This is a genomic window from Rhizobium redzepovicii (assembly GCF_019793435.1).
Classification (GTDB): domain Bacteria; phylum Pseudomonadota; class Alphaproteobacteria; order Rhizobiales; family Rhizobiaceae; genus Rhizobium; species Rhizobium redzepovicii.
In genome coordinates this window covers 207,748-234,245 of the sequence record NZ_JAILYH010000003.1, presented here as the reverse complement: position 1 = coordinate 234,245, position 26,498 = coordinate 207,748, and the positions used below count along the sequence as shown (strand labels likewise).

At 60.6% G+C, this 26,498-nt stretch carries 34 protein-coding genes; 18 read left to right on the top strand and 16 right to left on the bottom strand.

Features of this window, described 5'->3' with window-relative positions:
• Positions 1–270 precede the first annotated feature (270 nt).
• The 3 genes from K6N12_RS05895 (at position 271) to K6N12_RS05885 (ending at position 4,207) form a co-directional block, all read left to right on the top strand.
• Positions 271–711, top strand: coding sequence for a lipid-binding SYLF domain-containing protein (locus K6N12_RS05895; RefSeq protein WP_097627491.1), 441 nt, complete (start codon positions 271–273; stop codon positions 709–711).
• Positions 712–1,164: 453 nt separating this feature from the next.
• Positions 1,165–1,806, top strand: coding sequence for a peroxiredoxin-like family protein (locus tag K6N12_RS05890; RefSeq protein WP_097627489.1), 642 nt, complete (start codon positions 1,165–1,167; stop codon positions 1,804–1,806).
• A gap of 106 nt (positions 1,807–1,912) precedes the next feature.
• Positions 1,913–4,207: a PBP1A family penicillin-binding protein gene (locus K6N12_RS05885; RefSeq protein ID WP_097627487.1), complete on the top strand. Its 2,295-nt coding sequence runs from the start codon at positions 1,913–1,915 to the stop codon at positions 4,205–4,207.
• A gap of 136 nt (positions 4,208–4,343) precedes the next feature.
• On the opposite strand, the gene K6N12_RS05880 is transcribed toward K6N12_RS05885, so the two are convergent.
• Entirely contained in the window at positions 4,344–5,381 is a 1,038-nt protein-coding gene (locus K6N12_RS05880; RefSeq protein ID WP_097627485.1) for a LacI family DNA-binding transcriptional regulator, read from the bottom strand.
• Between the two features lie 554 nt (positions 5,382–5,935).
• On the opposite strand from K6N12_RS05880, the gene K6N12_RS05875 reads away from it, so the two are divergent.
• Positions 5,936–7,438, top strand: a complete 1,503-nt coding sequence (locus K6N12_RS05875) for a DegQ family serine endoprotease (RefSeq protein WP_097627483.1) — start codon at positions 5,936–5,938, stop codon at positions 7,436–7,438.
• 158 nt (positions 7,439–7,596) lie between these two features.
• On the opposite strand, the gene K6N12_RS05870 is transcribed toward K6N12_RS05875, so the two are convergent.
• Positions 7,597–7,986, bottom strand: a complete 390-nt coding sequence (locus K6N12_RS05870) for a hypothetical protein (RefSeq protein WP_097627481.1) — start codon at positions 7,984–7,986, stop codon at positions 7,597–7,599.
• Between the two features lie 171 nt (positions 7,987–8,157).
• On the opposite strand from K6N12_RS05870, the gene K6N12_RS05865 reads away from it, so the two are divergent.
• The 8 genes from K6N12_RS05865 (at position 8,158) to K6N12_RS05835 (ending at position 11,323) form a co-directional block, all read left to right on the top strand.
• The gene (locus tag K6N12_RS05865) at positions 8,158–8,460 is read left to right on the top strand and encodes a hypothetical protein (RefSeq protein WP_097627479.1); all 303 of its coding nucleotides are present in this window, start codon (positions 8,158–8,160) and stop codon (positions 8,458–8,460) included.
• A gap of 153 nt (positions 8,461–8,613) precedes the next feature.
• A complete protein-coding gene (locus K6N12_RS05860) occupies positions 8,614–8,877 on the top strand; it encodes a DUF1488 family protein (protein WP_097627477.1) in 264 nt (87 codons plus the stop codon).
• A 126-nt stretch (positions 8,878–9,003) separates the two neighbouring features.
• Positions 9,004–9,366: a hypothetical protein gene (locus K6N12_RS34785; protein ID WP_097627759.1), complete on the top strand. Its 363-nt coding sequence runs from the start codon at positions 9,004–9,006 to the stop codon at positions 9,364–9,366.
• A 65-nt stretch (positions 9,367–9,431) separates the two neighbouring features.
• Complete coding sequence (locus K6N12_RS05855) at positions 9,432–9,578, top strand: hypothetical protein (RefSeq protein ID WP_165503970.1); 147 nt, start codon at positions 9,432–9,434, stop codon at positions 9,576–9,578.
• 89 nt (positions 9,579–9,667) lie between these two features.
• On the top strand, positions 9,668–10,111 hold the full coding sequence (locus tag K6N12_RS05850) for a pyridoxamine 5'-phosphate oxidase family protein (RefSeq protein ID WP_097627475.1): 444 nt from the start codon (positions 9,668–9,670) through the stop codon (positions 10,109–10,111).
• Positions 10,112–10,312: 201 nt separating this feature from the next.
• Positions 10,313–10,549, top strand: coding sequence for a hypothetical protein (locus K6N12_RS05845; RefSeq protein WP_097627473.1), 237 nt, complete (start codon positions 10,313–10,315; stop codon positions 10,547–10,549).
• A 126-nt stretch (positions 10,550–10,675) separates the two neighbouring features.
• Positions 10,676–10,843 (top strand): DUF3606 domain-containing protein, encoded by a 168-nt coding sequence (locus K6N12_RS05840; protein WP_097627471.1) that lies wholly within the window; start codon positions 10,676–10,678, stop codon positions 10,841–10,843.
• A 279-nt stretch (positions 10,844–11,122) separates the two neighbouring features.
• Positions 11,123–11,323, top strand: a complete 201-nt coding sequence (locus K6N12_RS05835; protein ID WP_097627469.1) for a hypothetical protein — start codon at positions 11,123–11,125, stop codon at positions 11,321–11,323.
• A gap of 495 nt (positions 11,324–11,818) precedes the next feature.
• Here K6N12_RS05835 and K6N12_RS05830 read toward each other — a convergent pair whose 3' ends face one another.
• From K6N12_RS05830 to K6N12_RS05795, 8 genes are all read right to left on the bottom strand, one after another.
• Complete coding sequence (locus tag K6N12_RS05830) at positions 11,819–12,004, bottom strand: hypothetical protein (RefSeq protein WP_097627467.1); 186 nt, start codon at positions 12,002–12,004, stop codon at positions 11,819–11,821.
• 133 nt (positions 12,005–12,137) lie between these two features.
• Entirely contained in the window at positions 12,138–12,566 is a 429-nt protein-coding gene (locus tag K6N12_RS05825; protein ID WP_097627465.1) for a DUF1515 domain-containing protein, read from the bottom strand.
• Entirely contained in the window at positions 12,563–14,188 is a 1,626-nt protein-coding gene (locus tag K6N12_RS05820; protein WP_097627463.1) for a hypothetical protein, read from the bottom strand. Before K6N12_RS05820 ends, K6N12_RS05825 begins: the two co-directional genes overlap by 4 nt.
• Positions 14,185–14,397, bottom strand: a complete 213-nt coding sequence (locus K6N12_RS05815) for a hypothetical protein (RefSeq protein ID WP_097627461.1) — start codon at positions 14,395–14,397, stop codon at positions 14,185–14,187. Before K6N12_RS05815 ends, K6N12_RS05820 begins: the two co-directional genes overlap by 4 nt.
• A gap of 19 nt (positions 14,398–14,416) precedes the next feature.
• Positions 14,417–14,779, bottom strand: coding sequence for a hypothetical protein (locus tag K6N12_RS05810; protein ID WP_097627459.1), 363 nt, complete (start codon positions 14,777–14,779; stop codon positions 14,417–14,419).
• Positions 14,779–15,243 (bottom strand): lysozyme, encoded by a 465-nt coding sequence (locus tag K6N12_RS05805; protein WP_131711717.1) that lies wholly within the window; start codon positions 15,241–15,243, stop codon positions 14,779–14,781. Before K6N12_RS05805 ends, K6N12_RS05810 begins: the two co-directional genes overlap by 1 nt.
• Positions 15,218–15,472, bottom strand: coding sequence for a DUF7940 domain-containing protein (locus tag K6N12_RS05800; protein ID WP_097627456.1), 255 nt, complete (start codon positions 15,470–15,472; stop codon positions 15,218–15,220). Before K6N12_RS05800 ends, K6N12_RS05805 begins: the two co-directional genes overlap by 26 nt.
• A gap of 430 nt (positions 15,473–15,902) precedes the next feature.
• Positions 15,903–16,442, bottom strand: coding sequence for an acyltransferase (locus K6N12_RS05795; RefSeq protein ID WP_246645410.1), 540 nt, complete (start codon positions 16,440–16,442; stop codon positions 15,903–15,905).
• 386 nt (positions 16,443–16,828) lie between these two features.
• Between K6N12_RS05795 and K6N12_RS05790 the strand changes: the two genes are divergently transcribed.
• Positions 16,829–17,674 carry a dienelactone hydrolase family protein gene (locus tag K6N12_RS05790; RefSeq protein ID WP_097627427.1) on the top strand — a complete coding sequence of 282 codons (846 nt, stop codon included), beginning with the start codon at positions 16,829–16,831 and terminating at the stop codon, positions 17,672–17,674.
• 215 nt (positions 17,675–17,889) lie between these two features.
• On the opposite strand, the gene K6N12_RS05785 is transcribed toward K6N12_RS05790, so the two are convergent.
• The 4 genes from K6N12_RS05785 to K6N12_RS05770 form a co-directional block, all read right to left on the bottom strand.
• Entirely contained in the window at positions 17,890–18,210 is a 321-nt protein-coding gene (locus K6N12_RS05785) for a hypothetical protein (protein WP_245426851.1), read from the bottom strand.
• A gap of 264 nt (positions 18,211–18,474) precedes the next feature.
• A complete protein-coding gene (locus K6N12_RS05780) occupies positions 18,475–19,008 on the bottom strand; it encodes a YidB family protein (RefSeq protein ID WP_097627425.1) in 534 nt (177 codons plus the stop codon).
• Positions 19,009–19,141: 133 nt separating this feature from the next.
• Positions 19,142–19,483 carry a hypothetical protein gene (locus K6N12_RS05775; RefSeq protein WP_097627423.1) on the bottom strand — a complete coding sequence of 114 codons (342 nt, stop codon included), beginning with the start codon at positions 19,481–19,483 and terminating at the stop codon, positions 19,142–19,144.
• A 203-nt stretch (positions 19,484–19,686) separates the two neighbouring features.
• Positions 19,687–20,433 carry a glucose 1-dehydrogenase gene (locus K6N12_RS05770; protein WP_097627421.1) on the bottom strand — a complete coding sequence of 249 codons (747 nt, stop codon included), beginning with the start codon at positions 20,431–20,433 and terminating at the stop codon, positions 19,687–19,689.
• A 108-nt stretch (positions 20,434–20,541) separates the two neighbouring features.
• On the opposite strand from K6N12_RS05770, the gene K6N12_RS05765 reads away from it, so the two are divergent.
• The gene (locus K6N12_RS05765; protein WP_097627419.1) at positions 20,542–20,886 is read left to right on the top strand and encodes an ArsR/SmtB family transcription factor; all 345 of its coding nucleotides are present in this window, start codon (positions 20,542–20,544) and stop codon (positions 20,884–20,886) included.
• A gap of 76 nt (positions 20,887–20,962) precedes the next feature.
• On the opposite strand, the gene K6N12_RS05760 is transcribed toward K6N12_RS05765, so the two are convergent.
• Positions 20,963–21,370 (bottom strand): GFA family protein, encoded by a 408-nt coding sequence (locus tag K6N12_RS05760; protein WP_097627417.1) that lies wholly within the window; start codon positions 21,368–21,370, stop codon positions 20,963–20,965.
• Positions 21,371–21,572: 202 nt separating this feature from the next.
• The gene (locus K6N12_RS05755; RefSeq protein WP_097627415.1) at positions 21,573–22,061 is read right to left on the bottom strand and encodes a RidA family protein; all 489 of its coding nucleotides are present in this window, start codon (positions 22,059–22,061) and stop codon (positions 21,573–21,575) included.
• A 187-nt stretch (positions 22,062–22,248) separates the two neighbouring features.
• Between K6N12_RS05755 and K6N12_RS05750 the strand changes: the two genes are divergently transcribed.
• From K6N12_RS05750 to K6N12_RS05735, 4 genes are all read left to right on the top strand, one after another.
• On the top strand, positions 22,249–22,944 hold the full coding sequence (locus tag K6N12_RS05750) for a TetR/AcrR family transcriptional regulator (protein WP_097627413.1): 696 nt from the start codon (positions 22,249–22,251) through the stop codon (positions 22,942–22,944).
• 11 nt (positions 22,945–22,955) lie between these two features.
• Complete coding sequence (locus K6N12_RS05745) at positions 22,956–23,390, top strand: hypothetical protein (protein ID WP_097627411.1); 435 nt, start codon at positions 22,956–22,958, stop codon at positions 23,388–23,390.
• A gap of 346 nt (positions 23,391–23,736) precedes the next feature.
• Positions 23,737–25,650 carry an adenylate/guanylate cyclase domain-containing protein gene (locus tag K6N12_RS05740; RefSeq protein WP_097627409.1) on the top strand — a complete coding sequence of 638 codons (1,914 nt, stop codon included), beginning with the start codon at positions 23,737–23,739 and terminating at the stop codon, positions 25,648–25,650.
• Between the two features lie 9 nt (positions 25,651–25,659).
• The gene (locus K6N12_RS05735) at positions 25,660–26,394 is read left to right on the top strand and encodes a phosphotransferase enzyme family protein (RefSeq protein WP_097627408.1); all 735 of its coding nucleotides are present in this window, start codon (positions 25,660–25,662) and stop codon (positions 26,392–26,394) included.
• The last annotated feature ends 104 nt before the right edge of the window (positions 26,395–26,498 follow it).

Here is a 26,498-nt window from a genome sequence, read left to right as displayed (position 1 = left end):
CGCAAATCGTATCCGGATGAATACGACAATTTCGGCGCTCGACATCACCTTCCATCATCGACAAATGCTCGAGATTTCGGCAATGCTGAGTGAGCCGAGCGTTGGCTGCCATCGGCTGGCCACCGAGACTATTATCAACCTCGTTTCGTGGCGGCCGTCTCCCAGCTGGAGTCTGGAACTATTGACGATCGATACTGTTTCAGCTGTGACTTTGGCATACTGCTGACGTGCCCTCCTGGCTGGGTTAGCCTCGATTTTAGGAGACGCATCATGAAGATTTCGTCCGGATTTCGTTCAGTCGCGGCTGCGGTTATCGCAGCAGCAGGAATCAGCGCTGCTGGCGCCGCGTATGCCGACGACGGTAAGATCAGTTTCTCAGTCTACAAGGCGGCCTTCTTTGTGGGTGGTTCTGGAGGCGAGGGCATGCTGACCTTTCATGGTCGCCGCTATCCCATCTCTGTCGGCGGCATCTCGGGCGGCCTCGCCTTCGGAGCTTCTAAGACCTATTTCCGTGGTACCGTTCACCATATTCGCCGCGCCCAAGATGTGACGGGGGTATACGGTGCGGCGGGCGGTGGCGGCGCCGTCGGCAAAGGGGCCCAGGTGATCGTCATGACCAACGACAAGGGCGCCCAACTCGAACTCTCAGGCAAGCAGGTAGGCCTGCAGGTCAACGCCGATCTTAGCGGTATTGCCATCACGGTAAAGTAAGAGCCGTCGCTCCGTTCGTCGTCCCTGCAATCTGCCACCCCGACGATCAGAAGCGCGCCTTCGTTTGAGAAGCGACCAAGGCCGCCGTCGAACGCTGGCGTGCCGCCGGAATCGCTGGAGATCTGGCAAACCGGAGATCGCCTAAGGATTCCTGGGCGGTCGGTGGCAAGCTGAAATCTGCTGCTTGAGCCATGACCCACAGCATTGAAGGCTTGAGCTGCGGGAGCGGCCAGAGACCAACAAAGAAAATTGAGCTGGGGGGACTGAAAACGAACTTTCTCAATTCACGATTCGCCGTTTACCGCTTGCCCGCGGGCTCAAGTGGGGCCATTCTTAGATCGGATCCTGGCGGTGCGGTAAAACGAGAGGTCAGGTCTGCAACGTTCAATCTCGACCTCGAAACACTCGACGTGGCGCCTTTTCTCGACTGATCCCCGAGCGAGGAGGTTGTCCATGTCCACGCCCTATGTCGACCATCCGCTACAACCGGGCGACCGGGTCCCGAACGTTGAGTTCGATGCGATCTCGCGCGAGGGGAAGATCGCACTTGATGATTTTCGTGGCCGCAGCCCATTGTTGATCGGTTTGTTTCGAGGCCTGCATTGCCCGTTCTGCCGGCGCCATGTCGCGGCCATGGCATACCTCAACCCGATGCTGCGTGAGAAAGGCGTCCAATCCCTGGCCGTGGTAAACACCCCGGTCGAACGCGCGCGGCTCTATTTCCGTTACCACCCAATATCCGATCTTCTTGCTGCTTCCGACCCGGCACGGGCTTCGCACCAAGCCTTCGGCTTACGCGAGATCGGGATCGACGCGGCCATGGCGATACGGATCGATCTTCCGGACGAGTTGCCCGAGCCGATGAGCGTGATGGCAATGGACGAATTTCTCAACGAGAAGGAAGGATATCAAGTTACGGCAGCCGATGAGCAGATGATGACTGCCGACCACGGGCAGCTTGTCGGTCAGTTCCTGATAGACCGGGAGGGCATCGTGCGCTGGAGCTTCACTGAAGTTCTGGAGGCCGGGCTGCAGACATTCAAGGCACCGAATTCCCAGGAATTGATGTCGGCAGCTTCCCAAGTCGCACTTTAACATCAAAAAACGCGCTCGACGCCCACCGCGCGGTTGCGCAGTGGGTTGCTGGCCATTTACGACTGGGCGGTAGATCATCAAAACGACCTGTCCGAGGCGGTAACCGATGCCCAATTCTCCCGAATCCTCTGGTGAAAGCGTCAGCAGCTCGAGCTCGGATCGCGAGAAGACACTGAATTCGGCAGCGCAAGCGGACACCTTGGATTCGCCTGGAACTCAAGGCGAAGACCCGCAGCCGCCCCACGGATCCTTCGACCAAACCAGACGGGCCGCCAGAACGCTATTGGGTGCGATACGCCAGGATTTGCAGGCAAGTTCTGCTTTGGCAAGGATCAAGGCAGCCGCCTTGTTATTGAAGACGAAGCTAACAAGGTCGAGCCGGTCTGCAGTCACCTCAGCTCCCCACAGATGGCTGACGACTGCTTCGGTCAAAGCCTGGCGCGGTATTCGCGGTCGGCGTTCAAAGCCGCGTGAAAGTCGTGGGAGCGCATCGTTCATTGCGGGCTGGCGGAAACTCGCTCTCGGGTCGATCCTTCTTGTCTGCCTCCTCGTCGGGAGTGTGCTGGTCTGGGCCCTGAAAGACGTGCCCTGGAGCGAAATCCGGGATGGAACGTTAAAGCCGATCGTGGTGCTGGAAACTGCCGACGGCGCGCCGTTGGTCAGACAGGGACCTTATCAAGGGCCATATGCTCGATACGACCAATTTCCACCGCATCTGATCGATGCCGTCCTGTCCATCGAGGATCGCCGGTTCGTGGATCATTTCGGCATCGATCCCAGGGGCATCGCAAGGGCGTTTTGGCGAAATTTGGAGGCCGGCTCGGTGGTGGAGGGTGGCAGCACCATCACCCAGCAACTCATCAAGCTGCAATATCTCGACAGCGACCGAACGATCAAACGAAAGATTCAGGAGGTCGTGATCGCCTTCTGGCTGGAGTGGAAGCTCGGCAAAGCGGAAATCCTGACGCGTTATCTCAACGGCGTCTATCTCGGCGCGGGGGCGACGGGCATGCCTGCCGCCGCGCGCATCTATTTCAACAAGGATATCGGCGCCCTCAACCTGCCGGAGTCGGCGATGCTGGCGGGACTACTGCGGGCGCCGAGCCAATGGAATCCGATCGACAATTTCGAAGGCGCCCGGCAGCGCACCATGGTCGTCCTCGACGCGATGGCGGCCAATGGCAAGATCACCGCGCCGGAGGCGGCCGAGGCCAAGACGAGCTTTGCGAGCCTCCATCCAACGACACCAACGCCGCGTTCCGGAAGCTGGTTTGCCGACTGGATTTCGCCGCAAGCGAGCGAAATCGCCGGCGCCTCGCCGGGTTCGACCACGGTGCGCACCACGCTGGTGCCGACATTGCAGCAGATCGCCGAAAGGGTGGTGAAACGAGCCCTCGACGGTGAGGGAAAGACGGTCGGCGCATCGCAGGCGGCGTTGGTTGCGATGACGCCCGACGGCGCGGTCGTTGCGATGGTTGGCGGCCGTGACTACAAGGCGAGCCAGTTCAACCGCGCCGTCACCGCGATGCGCCAGCCGGGTTCCACCTTCAAGCTGTTCGTCTATTACGCAGCATTGAAGGCTGGTCTCACTCTGTCCGACCAGGTTCTGGACGCGCCGATAGACATAAACGGCTGGTCGCCGGAGAATTCCGGTGGCGACTATCGCGGTTGGGTCACGCTTGCCGAGGCGTTCGCGCGATCGCTGAATGCTGCATCGGTGACGCTTGCGCAGGAGGTGGGGCTGGACAATGTGATTGCCGCCGCGCGCGAACTCGGCATCGATGCGCCACTGGCCAACACGCCGTCATTGGCGCTTGGCACATCCGAAGTCAATCTGCTTAATCTCACAAGCGCCTATGCGTCGGTCCAGCTCGGCAGGGCCCCCGTCAAACCCTGGGGCATTATCGACTTTCAAGCGGCGGGGCAGTCCAAGACGTTTCGCGTTGGCTCACAATCAAAGCCGAATGTCGATCTTGCGCCCTACCAGTCCGATCTGCTCGGCCTGCTGCAGCTGGTGGTCGAGCGTGGTACGGGACGCGGAGCAGATCCGGGTACCTTTGCCGCCGGTAAGACCGGCACGAGCCAGAACAATCGCGATGCCTGGTTCGTCGGCTTCACGGAAGCCCTCGTCGTCGGCGTCTGGGTTGGCAACGATGACGACGCGCCGATGAAGGGAGTGACCGGCGGCGCCCTGCCAGCGCATATCTGGCGGGACTTCATGCGCGAGGCGACGAGCGAACCAACGTTGGACGGTGTGCGATCGACAGAAGCAGCCGTCGATGGCCAAGGCGCGCCGCAGTCCTGCAACATCACTGCCTGCTCGCGCAGCTACCGCTCCTTCCGGCCGTCCGATTGTACCTATCAGCCATATTCCGGCAGCCGACGGCTTTGCGAAAAGTGATGTGGGTGGGCAGAGATCGAACCGGTCGCCCAGCCTGACGCCGCTGTTTTCGATCGGCCGCAACGCCTCGAAGGGCGAGGTCGGCCATCGGCATCTCTCCCGGCAATGGATATTGGGACGGGTGCAGCTCGCGCAATTACCGCGTCGAACCGCGCGGAATAATGGTAAAGCCCAGGTCGGCCTTGTCTTCATCCGGCGGCTGGTCGCGGACGGCGCGCAGCAGCATGTCGGCGACGCGGTAGCCGATATCGTAGCGCGGTATATGCACCGTCGTCAGCGACGGCTCGATGAAGGCCGAGAATTCCAGATCGTTGAAGCCGCAGATGCCGAGCTCTTCAGGCACGCGGATGCCGCGCGCCTTGCATTCGATGAGGACGCCGAGCGCCAGTTCGTCGCTCTGGGCAAAAACGGCATCGACATCGGGTACGCGCTGCAACAGGCGGGAGAACAGCTCCCTGCCGAGGCCGGTGCGGCTTGCCGCCTCCCCGCCGATGATGAGATCGGGGTCGAAACGCCCGGCGTCCCGCATCGCGGCCTCATAGCCTTCGATACGGCGGCGCGAGCGGACATCGGCGCCCCGGCCGAAGAAGGCGATCCTCTTATAGCCCCTCGACAGAAGGAAGCGGGTGGGTTCGGCGCCTGCCGTATAATGATCGAGGCCGACGACCAGCTTCTGCGGTTCCTGGCTGAGATCGGTGATATGGGCGATGGGACAGGCAGCGCGCTCGATGAGCGGCAGAAGATCGCGATAGGATTCAGCGCCGGCGATGATGACGCCGGCCGGCTTCTGCGTCAGGAAGGATTTCAGCAGACCGGCCTCCCCCTCGCCATGGTTCAAAGTATTGGCATATTGCACGGTGAATTCGGTGTCGCGGAAGCGATCCTCGATGCCGACCATCAGGCCGGTGAAGCCGTATTGGTGCAAGGCGGGCGTGATGACGCCGACGATGCCGTTGTGGCGGCCGGCAAGCGCCCGGGCGGCAAGATTGGGGATATAACCCATCTCCTCGACCGTGCGCAGGATCACCTCGCGCAGATCTTCCGAGACGATCTGAGGATTGCGAAGCGCACGCGAGATGGTGATCGGGCTGACGCCCACCTTCTTCGCCACATCGCTCAACGTCACATGCGCGCCGCGCTTGCCGTTGCGCCCCCGCTCAACTGCCTTGTTCATCGCCCCTCTTATGCCACCGCGAGACTCAGCTGCCCCGATTCGCAGTCTTCACTTCTGAAGAATAAATAATTTAGAGTCTACTAACATTTTATATTCGCAACAGATTCCGGGAATAGAATCTCCGGAAACGGCGGCGCGATCGTCTATCGGCAAGTTACGGGCGAATATGGCGGTCGGATCACCGCGCCCTGGAATAAGTCCGTTTATTTGCGAAGGAAATCGCTGCGAAGAGTGCGCTGCGAGACAACGTCCCGGCCGGAATTTCCGGCGCGCGGCACCCCGGCCAAACACCTTCGGCACAAAGATTAAATTCCGGTCATTTCTTACAAATCGGCAATATAAAGATGATCAATATTTAATTTGTAAATCCACCAACCGCGATCATATGAATCCCGAGCGCGAATTCTTGCATTCGCCCGGTCGCGACCTAAACGACTGCGCTGCGATGAGATGAATTGGCGCCAACGCCATCCGACGCCAGGTCCCAAGACATGAACCACGACGCCATGGAACCCCGACGCCACAATCCAACACTCTCGCAAGGGACCATCACCATGTCACACATCCTCCGCAAACATCGCGCCGCAGCCCTGGTCGGGGCTGCCATCATCGCCGGCGCGGCATGCCTGCCCTTCACCCTCAACGCGGCGAATGCCGTCGCCTCGCCTGCGGATGCCGGCGGCGTCCTCGCCGCCGGCGGCTCCTTCGCCTCCATCGTCGACACCGACAAGCCTGCCGTCGTCACCATCACCACGACTGTGAAGGCGACCGATGTCAGCGCCGATCAGCAGTCGCCGATGGATGAGCAGTTCCGCCAGTTCTTCGAGGATCAGGGCATCCCACTGCCGCGGCAGGCGCCGAAAAACCGGCCCTCGCAGCAGGCAATGGCGCTCGGCTCCGGCTTCATCATCAGCCCGGATGGCGTTGTGGTCACCAACAACCATGTCATCGACAACGCCGTCGACATCAAGGTGACGCTTGATGACGGCACCGAACTGCCGGCCAAGCTGATCGGCACCGACCCGAAATCCGATGTCGCCGTCTTGAAGATAGAGGCGGGCAAGCCGCTGCAGACCATTGCCTGGGGCGATTCCGACCGGCTGAAGCTCGGCGACCAGATTCTCGCGATCGGCAACCCCTTCGGCATCGGCACCACGGTGACGGCTGGCATCGTCTCGGCGCGCGGCCGCGACCTGCACAGCGGCCCCTATGACGATTTCATCCAGATCGACGCGCCGATCAACCATGGCAATTCCGGCGGCCCGCTCGTCGACCGCAGCGGCAATGTCGTCGGCATCAACACTGCCATCTATTCGCCGAACGGCGGCAGTGTCGGCGTCGGCTTCGCCATTCCATCCGACGAGGCCAAGGCGATCGTCGCCAAGCTGCAGAAGGACGGCACGATCGATCACGGTTATCTCGGCGTGCAGATCCAGCCCGTGACGAAAGACGTCGCGGATGCCGTCGGCCTCGACAAAACAGGCGGCGCACTGGTTGCCGCCGTCACCGCCGATACGCCGGCGGCCCATGCCGGTGTGAAGCCGGGCGATATCATCACCTCGGTTGGCGGCGAGAGCGTCAAGACGCCGAAGGACCTGTCGCGGCTGGTGGCCGATCTTTCGCCAGGCGCCAAAAAATCTCTCGGCATCTGGCGCGACGGCAAGACGATCGATCTTAACGTCACCGTCGGCGGCAATGAGGATGGCCAGAAACAGGCCGCCGCCGAAAGCTCGGACAACAAGGGTGAGAGCAGCGGCCAGCCGAGCCTCGGCATCGGCCTTGCCGACCTGACGCCGGACGTGCGCCAGCAGCTCAACCTGCCGCGCGCCGTCAGCGGTGCGGTGGTCGCCAGCGTCGATCCCGACAAGTCGGCCGCGGCCGCCGGCATTCAGTCGGGCGATGTCATCGTCTCGGTCAACGACAGGCCGGTCCACAACAGTCGCGACGTCAAGACGGCGATTGCCGAGGCCGGCAAGGCCGGCCGCAAATCGGTGCTACTGCTCGTCGAACGCGATGGCGGCAAGACTTTCGTCGCCGTGCCGTTCGGTGCGGCCTGACGGCTCGAAGTCAAAGGAAAGCCCGTGAGAACGGGCTTTCGACCAACCGCCCCCCTCGCGTTCGGCTCTCGCCAATCTATTGCGTCGAATTGCTGCTGCGTCGGGAGATCACCCTCTTGGGTGCGTATGCCGCCGCAGTGAGCGGCGGTGACTGACGATCATCGTTCAGGCAACCTGGTTCTTGGGAAGCGATAGCCGACCGGTCGCCGCGATGGGTTGGCACCCGTGGGTGCCGTATACCGGCCAATCCGATAGGCCTTGGGCGGGGCGCCGCCGTCATCCTGCCATCTTACAAAGGACGCGTCTTCGATTGCTTGGGTGAGCGGCCCTGAACTCAATTGGGTTGCAAGATACATTCTCAGAGCCGACCTCAGCGCCGCCTCATCGACGATTCCAATCTGGAAACAATGAATGAGGAAACTAGTCGCGCTGATCTCGCTGATATCAATCGCATAGGTTTCGCCGCCGCGGAAACCGGCCTTTCGAAGAATGCGCTCCAGCATTCGCAAATTGGTGACATCGAAAAACCGTTCAGATGTGGAAGACATGAAGTCCTCCTTTATTGGGGCTAGGGTTCACGCGCCCCAAGCGGCGGTGCCCTTATCGTGCCCGCCGATCGCTCAGCTTGCGCTCTTTGCCACATGGCCGCAACCTCATTCGCCGGCAGCCATTGATAATGTCGTCGCAAAACCCATTTTAGAGAGAGGAGGATACGCATCATGCAGTTCAACGGTGAAGCGACCCTCACAAGGCCGTCGGCATTGGCGGTTTCCGAACGACGTGCCCTTATAGATCATCTGAGTGAGGCCATCGGCCGCCTGGCTTACGGGCTGGCGGCTGATGGATTGCTCAATCTTGTGCCGTCTCTGCTTGAGATAAACAGCGTTCTCCGCGATATGACGGATGAAATTTCCCATGCGGACCCTGTTTATTCCGACCAGATCATTGCCAGCACTGTGCGCTTGATCAAGACTTCGGAGGCCTTGCTGGAGAACAGGGTCATCGTGCAGACTATCCATTAAGATCGGTTGGCCACTAAGATAGGCCATTAAGATCGGTTGGCGGTCGCTACATGCCGACAGGCTTCAAGCTCGTGCTTCTCTGAGTGCATCCAGATCATCGTCGGCTCCCGGGCCCGCACAACGGCCCGCGCCCATCTCTAAGGATCGACCGCCATGGCACTTATCTTTCCAAACCGAAGCCGGAGCTTCGACGAAGTGCGAAAAGGCGTGCGCTTCACCGGCTATGACGGCATGTTCGAGGTCCGCTTCCTGGTCGAGGAAGGCGCACTCGGTGGTGCTATCACACAGAGTTCGTCCGAGGCCGCATACCTCAATGCCTTCGACGCCGCGCGTTCTTCCATTCAGGAGGCAGCATCGAGAGCCTATCAGCATCGACGCGGAAACAACTTCACGCTCAAGGCCGAAGATTTTCGTTAGAATAATTCCGTTTTCAGAACCACGGAAATGCTCACCTTTTTTTGTTTCTGCACAATTCCGGACGCAGAACCGCGGCGACTGAAACGACGGTGGACCTGCGGCTGCCGGATGACAGAGGGGCAAAGCATGGTTTCGACACGATACCGAACGAAAGACCTTAGGCTTGCACGTTGCCACATCGTGAAGGCGGCGCAACGCATTGCCCAGCAGGAAATGGTAATCGGGAGACTACGGCTTAAGGGCAGCCCCTCGGGATTGGCCTACGAGCTGTTGGGCAGGCTCTACGATGATCAACGGCGAAAGCTCGATCGCCTGAAGCTGATCGAAGCGATGGTCGAGGTAAAAGCACAGTCCTGTATGAGCGCGCCCCGTCCTCGCCGCACGCTCGCGCCGCCCTTGGCGATTGTGCGCAGCGGCGCGAGCTCCCTGCCTGACCGGCAATCGCGCACGCCTTGTAGCGCAGACGTTTGGCACCCATATCTGGTGTAGTGGCAGTTTGTGAACGGGCACCGCTTCGGGGTAGTTAGAGTTCACCGGCCCCAAAGGAGGGCATCATGTCAGCCATGATAAAAATCCATTCGTGGAAAAGTCTGGCTCAGCATGCCGGGAGGCTCCGCTATATCGACTTTCTGGTGAAATTGACGCCGGCGATCAGCGTGGCTTTTATCATCTATGTCGTCTTCAAGGATGTGCTCTGGTAAGCGCTGCAACACCGTGGCGGGCCAAGACGCGCCTCGCTGCGCTTGTCGGACGAGGTCACTAACCCTGATGACGGAACTGGACAACGCAAATGCAGTTGCGAGAAATGGATGAACAAGATTGCCTCGCCTTTCTGGCCGGCCACACCCGTGGCCACCTAGCATGCCAGGGCGACCAATATCCCTATATCGTTCCCATCCACTATGCGTATGAAAAAGACCGGATTTTTATATTTTCGATGCCGGGCCTGAAAGTTGATCTATTGCGGGCCAATGCACCAGCCTGTGTTCAGGTGGAAGAATTCGGCGAAAACCGAACGTGGAAGAGCGTGCTTGTTCAGGGCACCTCTGATGAGCTGACCGATACGCCGGCCCGCCATGACGAGCGCATCCACGCCTGGTCTCTTCTGCAAAAGCAACCGTTTTGGTGGGAACCCGGATCGCTTGCGTTAAACTCGGAAAGCGAAGACAGTCCTGCTCCCTCCATATTCTTCGGCATTTCGATTGATATGATATCTGGGAGGCAAGTGGTTTAAGGTGCAGCCTTCAGACCTGCCGTGCCCCCTCGATTTCGCAGGGCGGCGTTGCTGCACGATATATGGAACTCCACACAGACACGGCTAAGCGCTGTCCGATACCAGCCTTCCCATAGGGGCGCGGATTGCTTGATGCTTTTTACCAACGCGTGCTGAGCCAGCATCGCGTTTAATGGCACGCGACCATCACGAAGGAAAACCATGAACCACGCACCCGAAAACGAGACGCTTTTCAACATCACCGGACATTTCGTACAGGAACTGAAGGACGTTCTTAAAAGCGAGAGCATCATCGAAGGGTCCGACTACGAAAACAGCGCTTTCGACGAAAAACGACGGGCGGAAGGGCGGCACCTGCTCACCTTCTACAAAATCGGCACCGCAGCTCAGGCAACCCAGATCTGGGAAAAACACACGACAGCTCGGTCGCATCGATAACCGGAACGAAGCCAGTCCGGCCGACGTTGACGGAATGCTGGCTCTCAAATCCTGATGAGACCATGCAGCTGGCGTGTCCTGCCATGACGCGCCACTCAGCTCGACAATTCCATGAAAGGAAATATCATGACCGATGACAAAACCAAAAACGCGGCGACGACCGACGGACCCTACGACGTGATCTACTTCGCAAAGAAACATCGTATTTCCAATGAGGATGCCAAAGACATCATCGAAAAATATGGCGCCAATCGCAAAGAGGCCGATAAGGCCGGCCGCCGCACCAGCGCCTGAAAACCAACGCCTGAAAAAGGGAACAAGGATAGGGGGTTGCCGGGTGGGCAACTCTCACGGCTCCCGGCACTGGCTTGCGATGACACGATTCAGTGGACGAATTAACCCTACTGGCTTACCTTAATATCAGCATACGCTTGAATACATCAGGCCCTATGCCATCGTATCTTCAGGGTAACATCTGTGGTTCCTGAAGCAGCTCGCCGGAACCGTGGCCCGCCTCTCCTGAAGAGGCCGGCTTCCATATAGGCCGGAGCTCGATCATATGGAGGGTAAGCCATGAACAACGTCTTGGAATTTCGTCCCAAATGCCCGCATGTCGAAACTCTCGCCGACTGCCGGGAAGCGCTTGAACCTCTCGTCATGAAGATCCTCGGCGAGGCCGTCAGCAGGGGTTATCCGCCGGCGGAAGCCGCGATGGTGATCGCCGATATCGCCGACGATTATATCCTCATGCTGTCGCGCCAGCTTCGGTATTGATTGGATTTGTGCGCTGCTGGGCGGAAGAGCACTTCCGCCATGAGAGATGTGGCAGTGGACCGCGCAGCGACTGCAGGGGCAGCAGTTGGTACAGGAGACAAGACCTGCTACGCGGTCCGTCGGCCACAACGTCAATATTTGTCGGAAGTTCCGCCCATATCGGCGCCGCAAATGAGCCTTTGCTCTCGCAAGTCGGCCGGAGGAACAAGCGGAAATTGCTTCGCTTCGCTTCAATCGCTAGACTGGTATGTGTCGGCGCTGACGAAAAACGAACGCGCATCATCAGCCCAGCAAAAAACCCCGGCAGAGCGGGGCTTTCAGCGGGTTTCGCGGGATAATCACCATAAACGGCCCTGCATGAGCAACAGAATCGGCCGTAGAGACCGGAAAACGGGATCATCTCCCCTCGCCTTTCCGCGGTTCGCTCAATCTTTGAATCATCACCGTAACGCAGCGTGAAACAAGTCAGATCCTCTGCCTGAACCGCGACCGTTGCTAACGCCACCGCGGCTGTCTCGGCGGCGCATTGGCCTGGATTTCATGCAGCGGCGCCCGAACCCCGAGAAGTTTCTTCAGCTTCTTTTCCTCGGCCGGACCGATCCCGAACTTGCGGCAATGTTCTGCAACATCATGCTCCCGCGAACCGGGGATGCGAACTTGGCGATTGTTCATGTTTTTCATGACCGTTTCCTCCTGAGAGGGAAACCAGCACGATGCGAATTGGTTCGTTAGCAAAGTCTAAATTTTGGTATTACTTACTCCCTGTTCAGCAAAAATGTATCGATCGCCAAGCAGCGCAGTAACTTAGGCGAGCTCAACTGATCTTCAACCAATGCCTCAAGGCCGCCACCGCACCGTCGCTCGCATAGGCAATCATCCCGCCGACCGTCAGCCCGGCAAAGGCAATCAGCCCCGAAATGCCGTAACCGATCGATTTCATCCGTTTCCATTCTTCCAGCGCCGGCGCCACCGTCTCCTGGTTCTTCTCGACGGTCTCCTTGAGGCTCTTGATCTCCTCGCGGATCTGGGCGTCGACACCGCCGCTGAGCGCTGCCCTGGTATCGAGATGTGCGATCTGCCTTGCCTGTTCGTCGAGCCGGGTGTGGATCACGGCGCGGCTGTCATGAGCATTGGCCTTTTCGTCGCGGACCTCGTTGCGCAGCAGCGCGACGTTTTCCTCGATGCCGGTCAGCCTTCCCTCGACGCGCCCGAGAGCGCGGAGAATATCGTCATTGGATGTCATGGATAGAACTTCGCCTTGTGCGATTGAGGCAGACGGCTGACGAAACGCAGGACGCCGTAGAGAGCCGGGTGAACGAAATCGGCGGCCGTATAGGCGTGACCGAGCAGGGCGGCGTTATCCTGCACGTTGGTCGCCAGCACTTCGGCGACGCGGTAGTTCGCCGTGCCGTCTCCCAAATCCGTTCGGTCTACCAGCGTCCGGCTGGTCCAGAGCCCAGGCTGATATTCGAACATGATGCGCGCGCCGAGCTTTGTCGTGTTTGGCAGGCGCATCGTGTCCCATGTCGTCACGCCATCTTGGTTGCCGGGATGGCCGATGACGTTGCCGAGCGGCGTTAATTCGGCCGCCGATCCCTTCGTCGGATCACTGTCCGACATGAAGGCCGGCACGATATCAATCGTCTTGGCGAACCGCGTTGACGCGATGAGTGACGCGTTCATGCTGGCAAGCGTCCCCGTGACCGGGTTCCACAGCGCCGACGTCGCGCTGTAGCCGGCGACCGTGCGGCCGCTATCCGACGATCCCGCCATGGTCGGCAGAATGGTCATGCCCACCATATGCGCGCCGGGATACCGGGCGATGATCCGATCATCGAGCCCGAACTTGCGCGACTGCCAGAGCGAAAGCGTCGTGTTGTTGTCGTTGCGGCCGCCCTGGTCGAGGCAGAAAGTCCAAATGTCTTTGCCGCCGTTGAACGTCGTCTTGATGGCGTCGATCATCACCCATCGCCTGGTAGCGTTGGTGGCAAGCTCGAATTCGTTATGCTCACCAGGCACGCCCATGACGAGCGGGACAGTGCTCCCCCATACCTGGTCGCGCTGGTCGAGCCATCGCCGTATCATGCCCATGTTGCCGCGCTCGTCGGCCGACGCGGCGATCTCCTGCCGCTCGATCAGGCTGTCACCGACGACGAGTGGAATCGGCCGGCCGTCCCATCCTTTCGCCAGGACAAGCGCGGGCCCGTAAGCCTGGATCTGCGAATTCGTCGCGTTGCCGATCGTGTTGTAAAGGCTGTCAGGATCGAGCGCCGCCGTGGACGCCCCGTCAGCGGCGGCCAGCGCCTGTACAGACGCCAAGTCGGCGGCACCCCAATACTTTTCGCCGCGATGGCGCTGGATGCGATAGGAGCCGCAGCGCTGCGCACCCTCTGCGCCGTGATAGACCGTCCGGACGCCAAAGATCGACCATGCCGGCAGAGCAACTGGCAGTATGACCTGCCCGTAAACAATGCCGGTTGCGGCGGTGACCGTCGCCGGCACCAGACCGCCAAACAAGATCGGGTATTCCGTGCCGTTCGGCATCACGAAGAACGCCTCGTCGATCACGGTATCGGCGTTCGGAGACTGCGTTTCCTGCGGCGCATTGCCGCCTTCGGTCAGCGCGAAGCCGACGAACGGGATAAGGAAGTCGTTCGTCGGATAGTCGGGCGAGCCGAAGAACAGCTTGGTGCATTGGTAATTCAGCCCGGCCGGGAACGTCCATGGCGTGGCGATCGCGCCGGTTGGCCAGCGCGTTCGCGTCGCCGCCGGCATGTAGCGATCAGGATCCGGCACCCAAGGCGGTGGCGCCAGGACAGCTCCACCCCTCGGATACGTCAGGGCAAGCGAGATGCCGTTCATCATGGGCGGGCTCCATATCTGGTGGTGAGGTCGGCGTAGAAGCGAACGGTGCGCCCCTGGCGGGCATTGGCGCGGTCGAGCGCCTGCCGCTCGCGGGCGAGGATGGCGATGACGGGCTCGCCCTCCACGACAGGCGCATGCGCTTCCTGCCTCAGGAGATCGTCCGGCAAGGGCGGCAGCGCCATGCCGGCCGCGGCCTGCCCCTTCGTCACCGCCGCCCTGTTCAGCCGCTCAGTGGCGGAGCAGCCACTGACGATCAGCAGCAGTGACAGCGCAAGCGCGGTTCTTTTCCGAAAGCTGAAGCTCATAGGATTGGATCTCGGTTTCGAGTGTGTCTCTGGCCGCCTGCTCCGACGCTTCGGCGGCGGCCAAGCGCTTGCGGTGCTCTTCGATGGCTTGGGACGCCGCATTGCGCTGGCGCTCCATCTCGGCGGCTCTTGCGTCGGCTGCGCTCTTCTCGGCCAGCAGGATATAGCCGGCCCGCGCCTCGCGGGCCGCCGAGGGATAGCCGATCGAAACGGCATAAAGGTGATAAAGCACCAAGCCGGCGGCGATGCCGGCGCCCATCTTGAGCGTGTCGAGGAGGGAGAACATCAGATGCCCTCGAGGCAGAAGGCGCGCTCTTTCTGCCGGCGCCGGGTGAGGCCCGGAAAGGTGATGCCGGCGGCGCGGTTCCACTTCAACAGCGCCTCGCAGCCCTCGGCCGTCCTGCCCTGGTTGATGAGCCTGATCGCGCTCGAGCCGCAGGCGGCCTTGACGCCGACATTATAGGCGAACGAGGTCAACGCCACGAAACGCGCATCCGGCAGCGGCACGCGCATGCAGCGTTCGACGCCGCCGGCATAGGACTTGAGTTCCAGCGCCAGCAGCGCCTTGCACTGCTCCACCGTCTTGTGATCGCCGGGTTTGACGCCATTGGTGCTGCCATAGCAGATCGTCCATGGCTGCCCCTTCGTGGCCGGATCGGGATAGGCATTCTGCCGCAATCCCTCGAACGAGCCGACAAGCGCCACAGCCATGGCCGCTGCGGCACTACCCTTCTGCAGGCGGTTTGCCATTCATTTCTCCTGAGATTTTCTGCTGAACGAAGATGCGGGCGACGATCGCCGCAACGGCGAAAAGCCCCGTTGCCGCCGACATGGCGAGCTGGATGTAGAGGTTGCGCGACACCCAGGTTGCAGCGACGAAATTGATGACGGGCTCAAGCACGATGAAGAGCAGCGCCAGCGCCATGAGGCGGACGGACCAGGCGCGTTTAAGCACGTCGTGCCAGTTATGGACGAGCATGGGGTGGGCTCCGGATTGTGGATTGGGCAAAGAAAAAGGCGGCTCCGAAGAACCGCCTTTGTTTCCGTTTTTTAAGTCTCGTTACCGTCTCTTGAATAAGAGATCGGCTCCGTAGACTTTTCCGCTGGTGCCGGTAACGCCGCCGTTCCGATATTTGGCGTGAGACACAAGGGCAAAGCCCGCCTTGGCCGCAATCTCTCTTACTAGCTGCTTATGCATTGATATGCTTCCTGGCCACATAGGCGCAGAGGAGCATCTACGGCTTTACCGAGAATTTAAAAGCGCCCTCTCGTGTTCCAATACCTCAAGGTCATGATAGTGCAAGCCATGAGGTATCAAGCAATTGATCGGTTATGGATTTGCGCCAAGAGTTGATCCGTTCTGGCCAAGGCCGAGCGACCGCCCTGCCCCCTTGCAATCCCAATCCGACTTAAATGCGGTATTTGACTACTTTCGCCGGCGACCCGACGGCGATTGCATATTCGGGAATATCGGCCGTGACGACGGAGTTTGCTCCGATCACGGCGCCCGTTCCTATCGTAACGTTCATCAGTATTTTGGCACCTGCACCAATCCAGACATCATCACCAATTTCGACAAAACCGATTTCGGCCTTCTGAAGCCTAATTGGTACGTCTCGTCTCATACCGTGGCCGTGATCAATGATCTGGACATCCGAGCCGATCAGCACATCATTGCCTATAGATATGCGGTTCTTGGCAGTGATGATATTCCGCCGTCCGATGACGGTGTTGTTTCCGATAAACACCTTCGGCTCAGGCATCGTGAGTTGGAAGAAGGAATAGTCTTGAATCGTGACGTTGCTGCCGACCTCAAGAACTGCGTGTTTTACCATGCGGAACTCGGCGCTGCGCTTGACAACCAGGTTCGCGCCGGCGCGGCTGGCCGGCTCGCAAGTCTTGGTGAGCAACGCATTCGGCGGCAAGGACGACACCGATTTGATCGTCATTCGGTAAGGATTCAAATTTTGCAGCTTGGATTTACGGTAGGCTTAACCGACTTGCCGGGGGGTGATCAAGGCCTTTCAAGCATAGCATGAGCGAGGCTCAGCCTAAACTCTGCTCTGCCCGACCCAGAATGCCCCGCTTTCCGATAAGTTTGGCGAAAACGCTACCCCACAGTCCTCCTCGGCCTTGAGCCGAGGATCCATGCCCGCCACTGATGGAAGCCAGCGTCGATCCTTCGGGGGCAAGCCCGAGGAGGATGGAGCAAGGGGTGAACTCTGTGAGAAATAGCGGTTGTGAACTCTTTCCCGCCCAACCCCATCAGCGCCTTTGCCAACCGTCAAGTCCGGCGTAAAATTGGCATTCTGTCGCTCAGACGATGGAGGCGTCAGTGAAAACCGCGAGACTTTTTCTTTGCCTTGTCGCCTGTCTCGGCATCACGCTTGCTGAAAACCCAGCCGATGCCGACGAAATGGTGCGGTTTGAAAGCGCTCCCGTCACGCTCAGCGCCTTTCGAATTCGCAAGGCTGCGGAACAAGGCAAAATCCTTTCGCAGCCGCCAGGCACGCCATTGCTCGGATATTTGTCCCGCCCTCCGGGCGACGGCCCGTTTCCGGCGGTCGTGATCATGCATGGATGCGACGGCATGCGTCCGAGCGTCAAGGACCTCTGGCCGAAGCGGCTGGTCTCCTGGGGTTACGTCGTGCTTGTTGTCGACAGCTTCACCACCCGCAATATCTTGGACACCTGCCGAAGCTCTCTGCCCGACCGGGTCTTCGACGCCTATGGCGCTTTGAATTTCCTATCGAAATCGAGCTTCGTCGATATCAGGCGCGTCGCACTGATGGGCTTTTCCACGGGCGGCACCGCGACGCTGGAGGCCACAAAGATCGAGGGGAACGAACAGCTGATGGAGCACAAATTCAAGGCGGCGGTCGCCTATTATCCGGCCTGCGCCGCCAGTCAGGGCGATGCGACGGTGCCGACCCTGATTTTAAGCGGTGACCGAGACAATTGGAGCCCGGCTGAGCCATGCCGCAAGAGGCTCGCCCGTATTGGTGATGATGCCCCGCCCATCGAGTTCAATCTCTACAAGGGCGTTTATCACAATTTTGATGCCGCGGAATTTGCGGTGGGAAGAAGGGTGCTGGGACATATCGAAAAATACAACCCGGACGCCGCGGCAAAGTCCATGCGCAGCGTTTACGCGTTTCTTCGGACATCCCTGTCGAGATAAAGGTCGGCCGCAATCGGCAAGACGCTGCCATGCGGAACGCCGAGTTCGGCATCACCCCCCCAACCTCCGTCATTCCAGGCCGTGAGCCTGGAATCCATGCCACCGCTGATGGGGGCCGGCGTGGATCCCCGGGTCAAGCCCGAAGAGGACGGACCGTGGAGTGAACTCTGCGGTAAATCAGCGACGTATGGCATGCCCACCCGTCATCGGAGGCACTACCGCGAAAGCATCGCCTCTAATCGCCGTTGCAAGGCGGGATGTTCGGCAGATATGCGAACCTGACCAAGCGCGTAACGCATGGCGGGCGTAAACGGCAGCCAATGCTGCAGATGATCCAGCAGTTCATCCGACATCATGTCTTCGAGCGGGCCGGCGCCCAATTGACCGAGCGCCTCCTCGTGATCGGGCAATTTGGCTTGCTCGACAATGGCGAGAACCCGCTGATACCATATCTTTCGGATCGTGAAGCAGGATCGTCGACCAGTACCATCCGCCGGGATCCGCCAGATAGGCCTGGATATAGGCTTCAGCGGCAATCGATGGCTTTCCAAGGCCAACCATGTCAGGCAGCCAGGCAAGATCTGACGCGATGGCGCTGCGTGTGAAAACATGGGTTGCGGAAGTATCGGAGCTGCGATGTCTCTTGTTCACTTCGGGCGATCCGCGTTGATGGCAACAGGTGATTTATCGCGCCGCAGAATCTTCATCAAGTCCGACCACAATTGTCGAGTCCACTGTGGCGAAACGCGCGGCCCCGGCAGGTCGCGCGCGCTTTCATCGCCATCACTTTTATCGCAAGTTCAGATGCTGCTCGGCCGCCCGGAGGTGGTCGATTGGCTCGCCGACGACAGAAAATCCTCGTCGGCGGTCGGCAGCTTTCCCTCAGGCGTCAGATCATCGACGGCCTTGGGGAGATCGCGGCTCAGCCGCCCGAGAATCTCGTCTCGCGACAGGCCGGTATTCCGGGCAATCTCGTTCAGGACATCGGGGCCAAGGGCTTCGGCGAGCTGGCCATCATTGATCTCGGCATTCTGGCCGGGTTTTACCCATGAGTCGATCTTGTCGCCATGGCCGTTCTGCTGAAAGGTCTTGAGCAGATCGCCGAGACCGCCGCTGACGATGCCACCGGAGGTCAGCCCGCCGAGAAGGCCGCCAAGACCACCCGAACCGCCCAGCCCGCCGAGGATGCCGCCAAGCCCGCCCGGCTGCTGGCCGCCGGAGCCGGCCGACTGCGGGTTCTGAATGCCGCGCAGGAGTTCCCCGATCTTGTCTCTGTTCTGGTAGCCGGCAACGGCAAGAACGGCGAGAAGCGCCTTCAATTGACCGCTCATCATGATGAATCCTCCCAAGGTTCAAAGAGTGCAGCCGACCCGTGCAGAGCGCTGCATGGGCAGCAATGTCCGGCGCGCCCAAAGGTTCCGCGCCGCGCTCTCAAACCCGGCCCGTCCAACTCGTCACTGACGCAGTTCAGATTTCCGGGCAGCCCCGCCGGTTGGCAAAGGTCATCCGATCTGGTCCCCGGCGCGTCATCCCCTGGACGACGATGCTGCGGGGCGACATGCGGACGATCTGTGCCCGGCGAAGTCCTTCGCTGCGGGCGATGTCGAGCGCATCGTTGGGATCGCAGCCGCGCCGACCTCGGCGTTCATATCCGTCATAGCGGTCAAGATCACGGTCGCGATCGTAAACACCGACACCGCCAGGGCCGACCCGCAATTCCAGATCCTGCGCAGCCACGATCGCCGGCGAGATCGTCAAGCCGGTCATGGCGGCGAGGCCAACCAGGATGAATTGAAGAGATTTCCGCATGAGTTTCTCCCAGGGTTTTGCGCTGTATCGCAATACCAACCTCGCCATGCCGACTTTGTTCCTGAAGGCTAAGGGCCTGGGCCTTTGGTCGGAATGTGCGGCGCGGCTTACCTATGCGGGAGCTTTTGGTTGCCATGGAAGTGTTAGGCTCTCTCCGGCGGGCAGCGCGCGCCCCGTCGAGACGCGCGCGCCATCAGCCAGCCTTAGCGAAAACCACCGCTGGCAGCCAGCCGCTCGCCGGTCATCCAGCGGGCGTCGTCGGAAGCGAGGAAGACGGCGACGCCGGCGATATCATCCGGCTGGCCGACGCGGCCGAGCGGCGTCTGGCCGACGACGACCTGCTCGAAATCCGAGCCGATGACGCCGGCCGTGTGTGCGCCCTCGGTCTCGACCATTCCAGGCAGGATGGCGTTGACGCGGATCTTGCGCGGGCCGAGTTCCTTGGCGAGCACGCTGTTGATGCCCTCCAGGGCGCCCTTGGTGCCGGTGTAGACGGCAGAGGCCGGCGGCGCCATGCTGGTGACCACCGAGGAGATGTTGATGACGCTGCCGCCCTCGCCGAGATGCTTGACCGCCGCCTGGGTGGTCAGGAGAACGCCGAGAACGTTGACGTCGAAGATGCGGCGATAATGTTCCTCGGTCACTTCCTCGATCGACGCGAATTCATAGACGCCCGAATTGTTGACCAGCACGTCGAGCTTGCCGAATTGCTTGACGGCGGCATCGACGAGGCCCTGCGCCTGTTCGGCCTTCGAGACGTCGCCCTGCACGGCGATCGCCTTGCCGCCGGCGGCGCTGATTGCGTCAACCACGGCGTCTGCTCCGGCCTTGCTCGAAGCGTAATTCACCACCACTTGCGCACCTTCGGCCGCAAGCGCCTTGGCAATCGCGGCGCCGATGCCTTTGGAGGCCCCCGTGACCACAGCGACCTTTCCCGTAAGCTTAGCCATATCCAATTCCTTCTGATCCGGACTGCCGCCGAAACTGGCGGCCTTGTTCCGTAGTTCAGAAATTCGGAACTGTTGATCTTGATGTCAAGTGTCGCTATATAAAATTTGATGAGACCGCTTTTTCACCCCGCATTGGAGGACATCCGGCCCGAAGCGATCCTCTATGCGCTTTCCGATCCGGAGCGCGCCGCAATTTTCGCCTGGCTTTCCGGTGCCGGCTGCGGCAGGACCTGTTCGGCACTTGGCCAACTCGGCGAGCGCGTCATCCCGAAGTCGTCGCTGTCGAACCATTTCAAAGTGCTGCGCGAATCCGGCCTGATCCTCAGCGAACGCCAGGGTATCGAGATGCGCAATCAAACCCGCTGCGCCGAGCTGGACGAGCGTTTCCCCGGCCTGATCAAGGCCATTCTGACGGCTTACGGAGAGCTTCCGGGGCAGCCGAAGGCGGATTGAGCCGTCGGCAGACCGCTTGGCGAAACCCCCGCGCCCTGACTTCCGTCATTCCAGGTCTTCAGCTGCTCGAACGAATTCACTCGTCGGCATGACGCTCGATTGCCTCGGCCAGATCGATCCAGTGCGGGCGACTATTCCACCAATGAACATGATCCGGCGCGGGAAAGGATGGATCGGCAAATGTGCCGCCCGCGATGACGACCGAACCGGGGAAGTATGTTCCGGATTTCGAAAATCCACCGCCGCCGCAGATCCGGCAAAACGCTTTCATCACATCAGCTGTGCTTTCGCCCTGCGGATACCATACGGAATAGTCTCCGGAAACGACCCGGACATTCTCCTCGCGGAACCATACATTGTGTGAAAGCGCGCTGCCGGATGCACGCTGACAACGTCTGCAGGTGCATATGTGGTTGTGCAAAGGATCGCCATCGACCTCCAGGGACAGGGCGCCGCAGCTGCACTTGGCATGAAAGATCGGCATGTGATTGTTCCGTGTTGACAGACGGTTGTCGATCTTACGGTTCTGCAATCGACAAGGTCCATCGGAAATTTCAAGCCTTTCGATGCGAAATCGTCCGTCCGGTACATCCCCCTGCAGCCGCGCAGAATTTCATGCTGCCCGCGGGCCAGTCCGCTCGCGAGCTTGCTTCGCTTTCGAAAGCTGGCGAGCTGCAGTCCCATCGCTAATCCAGAACAACGACGGCTTCGACCTCGAAGAGCATGGGGTCGATCGCCAGCTTGGGAACGGGAATCAAGGTCTGCGCCGGCAGAGCTGCGCCGAACATCGCCTTGACGTTCTCGGTCAACACCGGAAGCTTGGACATATCGTGGTCGACCACGAAGACCGTCAGCTTGGCGACCTGATCCGGCCTGGCGCCGAGTGCATCGAGGGCGGTGCGCAAATTGGCATAGGCCTGCTTCACCTGGACGGCGAAATCGGGCGACAGGGCGCCGGTGCTGTCCTGGCCGCCCTGCCCGGAGATATAGGCCAGCCGGCCTTGCCTCGGCACGATCACCGCCGTGCTGTAGCCGTTCGGCGAGGGGTCGTAGAAATTTTTCGGATTGACGATGGTCAGCTTGAGATCGTTCTCGTTGGCCATCGCTGCAGCCGGAATTCCAATGGTCATGATGATGAGCCCTCCAATGAGCAGATGCTTGATTGCGCGTGACATGATTTTCTCTTGAGCTTTGAGGACTGCGGGCCGCCTCACCGCGGCCCGCAATTGATTTGCCGCCGATACGACTGACTCGTACGACGTACGATTAACTCGCATCGTACACTGTACGAGTCAATCCGTCGGGATCGACATTCATCGCATTGTCGGCTTAAATCGACGTTCTGATTGGCAGGGAAAACGGATGGCAGCCAAACGCAGTGGCGGGCAGAGCAAGCAGTCTGAACGTAAAGTGCCTCCGCCATCCGGGCCGGAACCGCGCAGCGAACAGCCCCTCTCGCTGGAACGGATCGTCGCGACCGCGGTCGAGCTTTTGGATAGCGAAGGAATTGACGGATTGAAGATGCGCCGGCTGGCCGATTGCCTCGGCGCCGGTGCGATGAGCCTTTACTGGCACGTCGGCAACAAGGAGGAGGTCTTCGATCTGGCGCTGGATTCGGTGCTCGCATATCGCGGCCCGGTGCCAATCGATGCGTCTCAGGACTGGCGCGGCGAAGTCGTTCACATGCTGAAAGACTGGCGCGCCGGCATGCTGCGCCATCCCTGGTCGGCAGCGCTGCTGCCACGCCGGGCGCTCGGCCCGAACATCCTTGCTCGCCTGGAACTGCTGAGCAGCACCCTGTCCAGAGCCGGCGTGGCCGACGCCGATCTGAACGTCGCGATCTGGTCGCTCTGGAACTATGTGATCGGCGCGACCACCACCCGGGCAAGCTTCGACCTCTCGGACGACGACAGAGCCGCCGCGCAGCAGCGCCTCACAAGTCTCAGCCAACACTACCCCACCATCGAACGCTCCCGGCTGCTGCTGGACAATGATTGGGACGGCGCCTTCAGCAAAGGCCTCGACTTCCTGCTCGATGGCCTCGTTCCCAAACAATGAAGGGAAGTGAATTGTTTCGTTATGTCTGCGGCCTAATATTCGCCTGCGTGCCGCTCGTTGCCGCCAAAGCCGCATCTCCAAATCTTTGCCGAAACAGTTTCAAGCCGAACGAACCGATCGAGTCGCGATTCATGGGAATCGACTACGCGCTGATGGTGCATGTCCTGGCGGAGAAATATTGCGGAGTAGAGCCGAAGCCGATGCGTCCACGATTTTTGGGATATATCCAAAAACAGGGCTGTCCTCCGGGAACCGAGATCTATTCGGACGTCGAGGAGGCAATCGCAAAATTGGAGGGCGCGAGCTTGCGGGTTCTCGCCGAAGCAGAAGCCCCTGACCTGCCGATATCAGAACGGCAGGTGCAGGACTGGGCATCGAGCGCTACGAAAGAGCTTGGTGGATGCGACGCGCTGAAAAACGCTCATGATGCCGAGCTTCAGCGGTAAGGCGCACACGCCATCTCTTTGGCAAGACGCACCCCCACCCTCCGTCGTCCCAGGCCTTGAGTCTGGGATTCCATGGCCCCCGCTGGTGAGGCCGGCGTGGATCCTCGGGGCAGGCCCGCGGAGGATGGAGGGTGGGGTGAGCTCAGTGGCAAACTCAGCGACGTTCGTAGCTCAGCCTCCATTACCCCGGCATCGCGCAGCAACAGCCAAATTCCCAGGGCGGGAGCGCTGGTATCACCAGCTTGTGCAAGCCTTCAAAAAGCAGTTAGCTGGCATCGTTGGGTAGGGCATGCCGGGCAGGCATTGCGCTACCTGCTGAGACAGGTCCGCATTTCGGGGAAATCGCGTGCGCTGGTCCAAACCGCTCAGACTGCATCTCGGCGTCCTGGTCGTCGCGTCGCTGCTTTGCACATCGGCGCCGATCATCTGGATGGCATTCAGCCATGGAACCGAAGCTGCGGTCAGCGCCGGCGCGCAGCAGATGCGGGCGATGAGCTTGCGGCTGATCGAGGGATACCGCAATACGCTGCAGGGCGGTACCGAGGCCGTGGCGCTGGCCTCCACCCTGCCGCAGCTCATTTCCCCGCCGCCTGAGGATATCAAGGATAAACAGCAATTCTTTCAGGAGGTTCTGCGAAACGTCCCGAACGCCACCAGCGTTTACGCCGGCTATCCCGATGGCTCCTACCTGCAGGTGATCAACACGGCCCGGCGCGACGTCCGCCAGACGCTGGCCGCACCCGATGGTACGGCTTTCGCGATTAGAATGATCGCACGGCGACCAGCGGCCGATATCGTCTCGACGCTTGGTTTTCTCGACAGCGATGCAAAGCCGATCGCGGAGCGCACGATCGAGGATACATCCTTCGATCCGCGGCAACGCCCCTGGTATCGATCCGTCATTCAGGACGGCGCGCCGGTGTCCGTCGGGCCCTATATCACCGGGACGCTGAATGTTCCGACGCTGACGATCGCAGCCCCGCTGCGGGACGACGGCAAGGTGGTGCTCGGCATCAACATTCACCTGCAGACCGTCAGCCGGCTGCTCGACGCAGCTGAGATCTCGCCGCGGGCCCGCGCCTACATCATCGATGCCGACGGCAATCTCGTCGCCCATTCCGACCCTGATATCATGAGCAGGATCATCGCATTATGGTCGAGAACATCAGGCGCCTTTGCCACGACGGCAAACGGTTTCGACCCGAGCCTTAAAACCGTGGTGCGGCTCAGGCAGGACCCGGCCTTTGCCGGCGGTGGCCTGGCGCGGGTCGATTTCGATGGCGAAACCTATCTTGTGCAGATCGCCCCGGTCAGCGTCTCCGGCCTGTTCACGGGCAGCGTGGCTGCCATCGTCGTGCCGCTGGCGGATCTGGTGGCGGAAGCCCATCGGCTGCTGGTGCGCAATCTCTTCATTGCCGCCGCCTTGGTGATCGCCGGTGTCGGCGCCTCGGTGCTGCTGTCGCGCATGGTCAGCCGCTCGCTCTATCGGCTGGCCGACGAGGCGCGCAGGATCGGCGATCTGGATGTGGGGGAGAAACCGATGGCCCACTCCTGGATCAGCGAGATCAACACGCTGGCAAACGCCCTGGCGGCCAGCCGTCATGCCATCGGTCAGTTTGCGCTTTATGTGCCGCGTGAAGTGGTCCGGCAGATCGTCAACCCCGAGACGAGAGCGATCGTCAGGGCGAAGCGACAGGATGTGACGGTGCTGTTCACCGACATCAAAGACTTCACGACCATCGCGGAACAACATTCGCCCGAGGAGGTGGTCGACACGCTTTCTGCCTATTTCGAACTGCTGAACACCATCGCCGAGCGCCATGGCGGGGCCGTCGTGCAATATCTCGGCGATTCCATTTTCGTCATGTGGAACGCCCCGGTCGACGATATCAGCCATGCCGAACATGGTTGTCGATGCGCCCTGGCCATGAAAGCGGCGGTCGACGGGTTGAACGAAGCCAATCTCAGCAATGGCCGCCCCGAGCTTTTGACTCGATTTGGATTGCACACCGGCCCGGCAGTCGTCGGCAGCTTCGGGGCGATTTCGCGCCAGCAATATACGGCGATGGGCGATACGATCAATGTGGCGTCACGGCTCGAAGGCATGAACAAGGAGCTGAACACATCGATCCTGGTCAGCGCCGCCACCCGCGACGCCGTCGCCGACCGCTTCACCTTCCGCCCCCTCGGCCTCGCCCCGGTCAAGGGACGCGCTGAGAAGGTCGACATTTGGGAGCTTGTCGGGGAAATCAAAGACTGAGGATTATGTATGGGATGGGAAGCGCTGGAGCTGTGGGGCAAGGACGCGGTTCGCATCGAAAGGCTCTCCGGCGGAGTTGCCAATGATGTCTGGAGCCTGCGCATCCGCGGCCAACTTGCAGTCGGTCGTCTGGGGACCAGGAGCGACGCTGATCTCGCTTGGGAAGCAGAACTCCTACGCCACCTCGACCGCGAAGGTCTGAGCGTGCCGGTGCCGATCCCGACGGCCGATGGCCGCCTCTTCGCCGATGGTCTGACAGTGATGGAATACATGCAGGGCGGGCCGCCCGAGACGGAGGCCGACTGGCGTCGCGTGGCCGAGACACTGCGCGAGTTGCATCGGTTGACGCAGGGCTGGCCGCAGCGCCCAGCTTGGCGATCCTCGACTGACCTCCTGCACGCCGAAACGGGGACGAGGATCGACCTTGCCGCGATGCCGCCAAATGGCGTCGCCCGATGCCGCGCGGCGTGGGCGCGGCTTGTCGGTCGCGAAACAAGCGTCGTCCACGGCAACCCGACCAACCCCGGCAACATCCGCATGACCGCAAACCGCGTCGCCCTGATCGACTGGGATGAGTCGCATGTCGACGTGCCCGACCTTGACCTCGTCCTGCCCCACAATGCAGCCGGTCTGGAAGGCATCGCCTATGACATCGCCGCGCAAGCATCGGCAGCATGGGAAGCCGCCATCTGCTGGGACGACGAATACGCCGTCAAGCGGCTTGCCGAAGTTCGCACGCTCTGAGCAGTTTCGGCGAACCGACGGGCTGCGTCGGGAACCTCCCGCGACGACCTGCCCCGTGAACGGAAGACCCTTGAAAAGAAAAAATGTCATCAGCAATTTGCGGC

Coding starts and splice junctions, on each gene's coding strand:
- K6N12_RS05735 (WP_097627408.1), top strand. CDS start 25,660: ATGGGATGGGAAGCGCTGGAGCTGTGGGGCAAGGACGCGGTTCGCATC.
- K6N12_RS05780 (WP_097627425.1), bottom strand. CDS start 19,008: ATGATGAGCGGTCAATTGAAGGCGCTTCTCGCCGTTCTTGCCGTTGCC.
- K6N12_RS05770 (WP_097627421.1), bottom strand. CDS start 20,433: ATGGCTAAGCTTACGGGAAAGGTCGCTGTGGTCACGGGGGCCTCCAAA.
- K6N12_RS05810 (WP_097627459.1), bottom strand. CDS start 14,779: ATGTTCTCCCTCCTCGACACGCTCAAGATGGGCGCCGGCATCGCCGCC.
- K6N12_RS05870 (WP_097627481.1), bottom strand. CDS start 7,986: ATGTCTTCCACATCTGAACGGTTTTTCGATGTCACCAATTTGCGAATG.
- K6N12_RS05795 (WP_246645410.1), bottom strand. CDS start 16,442: ATGACGATCAAATCGGTGTCGTCCTTGCCGCCGAATGCGTTGCTCACC.
- K6N12_RS05830 (WP_097627467.1), bottom strand. CDS start 12,004: ATGAAAAACATGAACAATCGCCAAGTTCGCATCCCCGGTTCGCGGGAG.
- K6N12_RS05885 (WP_097627487.1), top strand. CDS start 1,913: ATGCCCAATTCTCCCGAATCCTCTGGTGAAAGCGTCAGCAGCTCGAGC.
- K6N12_RS05895 (WP_097627491.1), top strand. CDS start 271: ATGAAGATTTCGTCCGGATTTCGTTCAGTCGCGGCTGCGGTTATCGCA.
- K6N12_RS34785 (WP_097627759.1), top strand. CDS start 9,004: ATGGTTTCGACACGATACCGAACGAAAGACCTTAGGCTTGCACGTTGC.
- K6N12_RS05865 (WP_097627479.1), top strand. CDS start 8,158: ATGCAGTTCAACGGTGAAGCGACCCTCACAAGGCCGTCGGCATTGGCG.
- K6N12_RS05890 (WP_097627489.1), top strand. CDS start 1,165: ATGTCCACGCCCTATGTCGACCATCCGCTACAACCGGGCGACCGGGTC.
- K6N12_RS05765 (WP_097627419.1), top strand. CDS start 20,542: ATGAGACCGCTTTTTCACCCCGCATTGGAGGACATCCGGCCCGAAGCG.
- K6N12_RS05880 (WP_097627485.1), bottom strand. CDS start 5,381: ATGAACAAGGCAGTTGAGCGGGGGCGCAACGGCAAGCGCGGCGCGCAT.
- K6N12_RS05855 (WP_165503970.1), top strand. CDS start 9,432: ATGTCAGCCATGATAAAAATCCATTCGTGGAAAAGTCTGGCTCAGCAT.
- K6N12_RS05775 (WP_097627423.1), bottom strand. CDS start 19,483: ATGCGGAAATCTCTTCAATTCATCCTGGTTGGCCTCGCCGCCATGACC.
- K6N12_RS05845 (WP_097627473.1), top strand. CDS start 10,313: ATGAACCACGCACCCGAAAACGAGACGCTTTTCAACATCACCGGACAT.
- K6N12_RS05875 (WP_097627483.1), top strand. CDS start 5,936: ATGTCACACATCCTCCGCAAACATCGCGCCGCAGCCCTGGTCGGGGCT.
- K6N12_RS05835 (WP_097627469.1), top strand. CDS start 11,123: ATGAACAACGTCTTGGAATTTCGTCCCAAATGCCCGCATGTCGAAACT.
- K6N12_RS05800 (WP_097627456.1), bottom strand. CDS start 15,472: ATGCTCGTCCATAACTGGCACGACGTGCTTAAACGCGCCTGGTCCGTC.
- K6N12_RS05820 (WP_097627463.1), bottom strand. CDS start 14,188: ATGATGAACGGCATCTCGCTTGCCCTGACGTATCCGAGGGGTGGAGCT.
- K6N12_RS05805 (WP_131711717.1), bottom strand. CDS start 15,243: ATGGCAAACCGCCTGCAGAAGGGTAGTGCCGCAGCGGCCATGGCTGTG.
- K6N12_RS05840 (WP_097627471.1), top strand. CDS start 10,676: ATGACCGATGACAAAACCAAAAACGCGGCGACGACCGACGGACCCTAC.
- K6N12_RS05825 (WP_097627465.1), bottom strand. CDS start 12,566: ATGACATCCAATGACGATATTCTCCGCGCTCTCGGGCGCGTCGAGGGA.
- K6N12_RS05850 (WP_097627475.1), top strand. CDS start 9,668: ATGCAGTTGCGAGAAATGGATGAACAAGATTGCCTCGCCTTTCTGGCC.
- K6N12_RS05860 (WP_097627477.1), top strand. CDS start 8,614: ATGGCACTTATCTTTCCAAACCGAAGCCGGAGCTTCGACGAAGTGCGA.
- K6N12_RS05760 (WP_097627417.1), bottom strand. CDS start 21,370: ATGCCGATCTTTCATGCCAAGTGCAGCTGCGGCGCCCTGTCCCTGGAG.
- K6N12_RS05750 (WP_097627413.1), top strand. CDS start 22,249: ATGGCAGCCAAACGCAGTGGCGGGCAGAGCAAGCAGTCTGAACGTAAA.
- K6N12_RS05755 (WP_097627415.1), bottom strand. CDS start 22,061: ATGTCACGCGCAATCAAGCATCTGCTCATTGGAGGGCTCATCATCATG.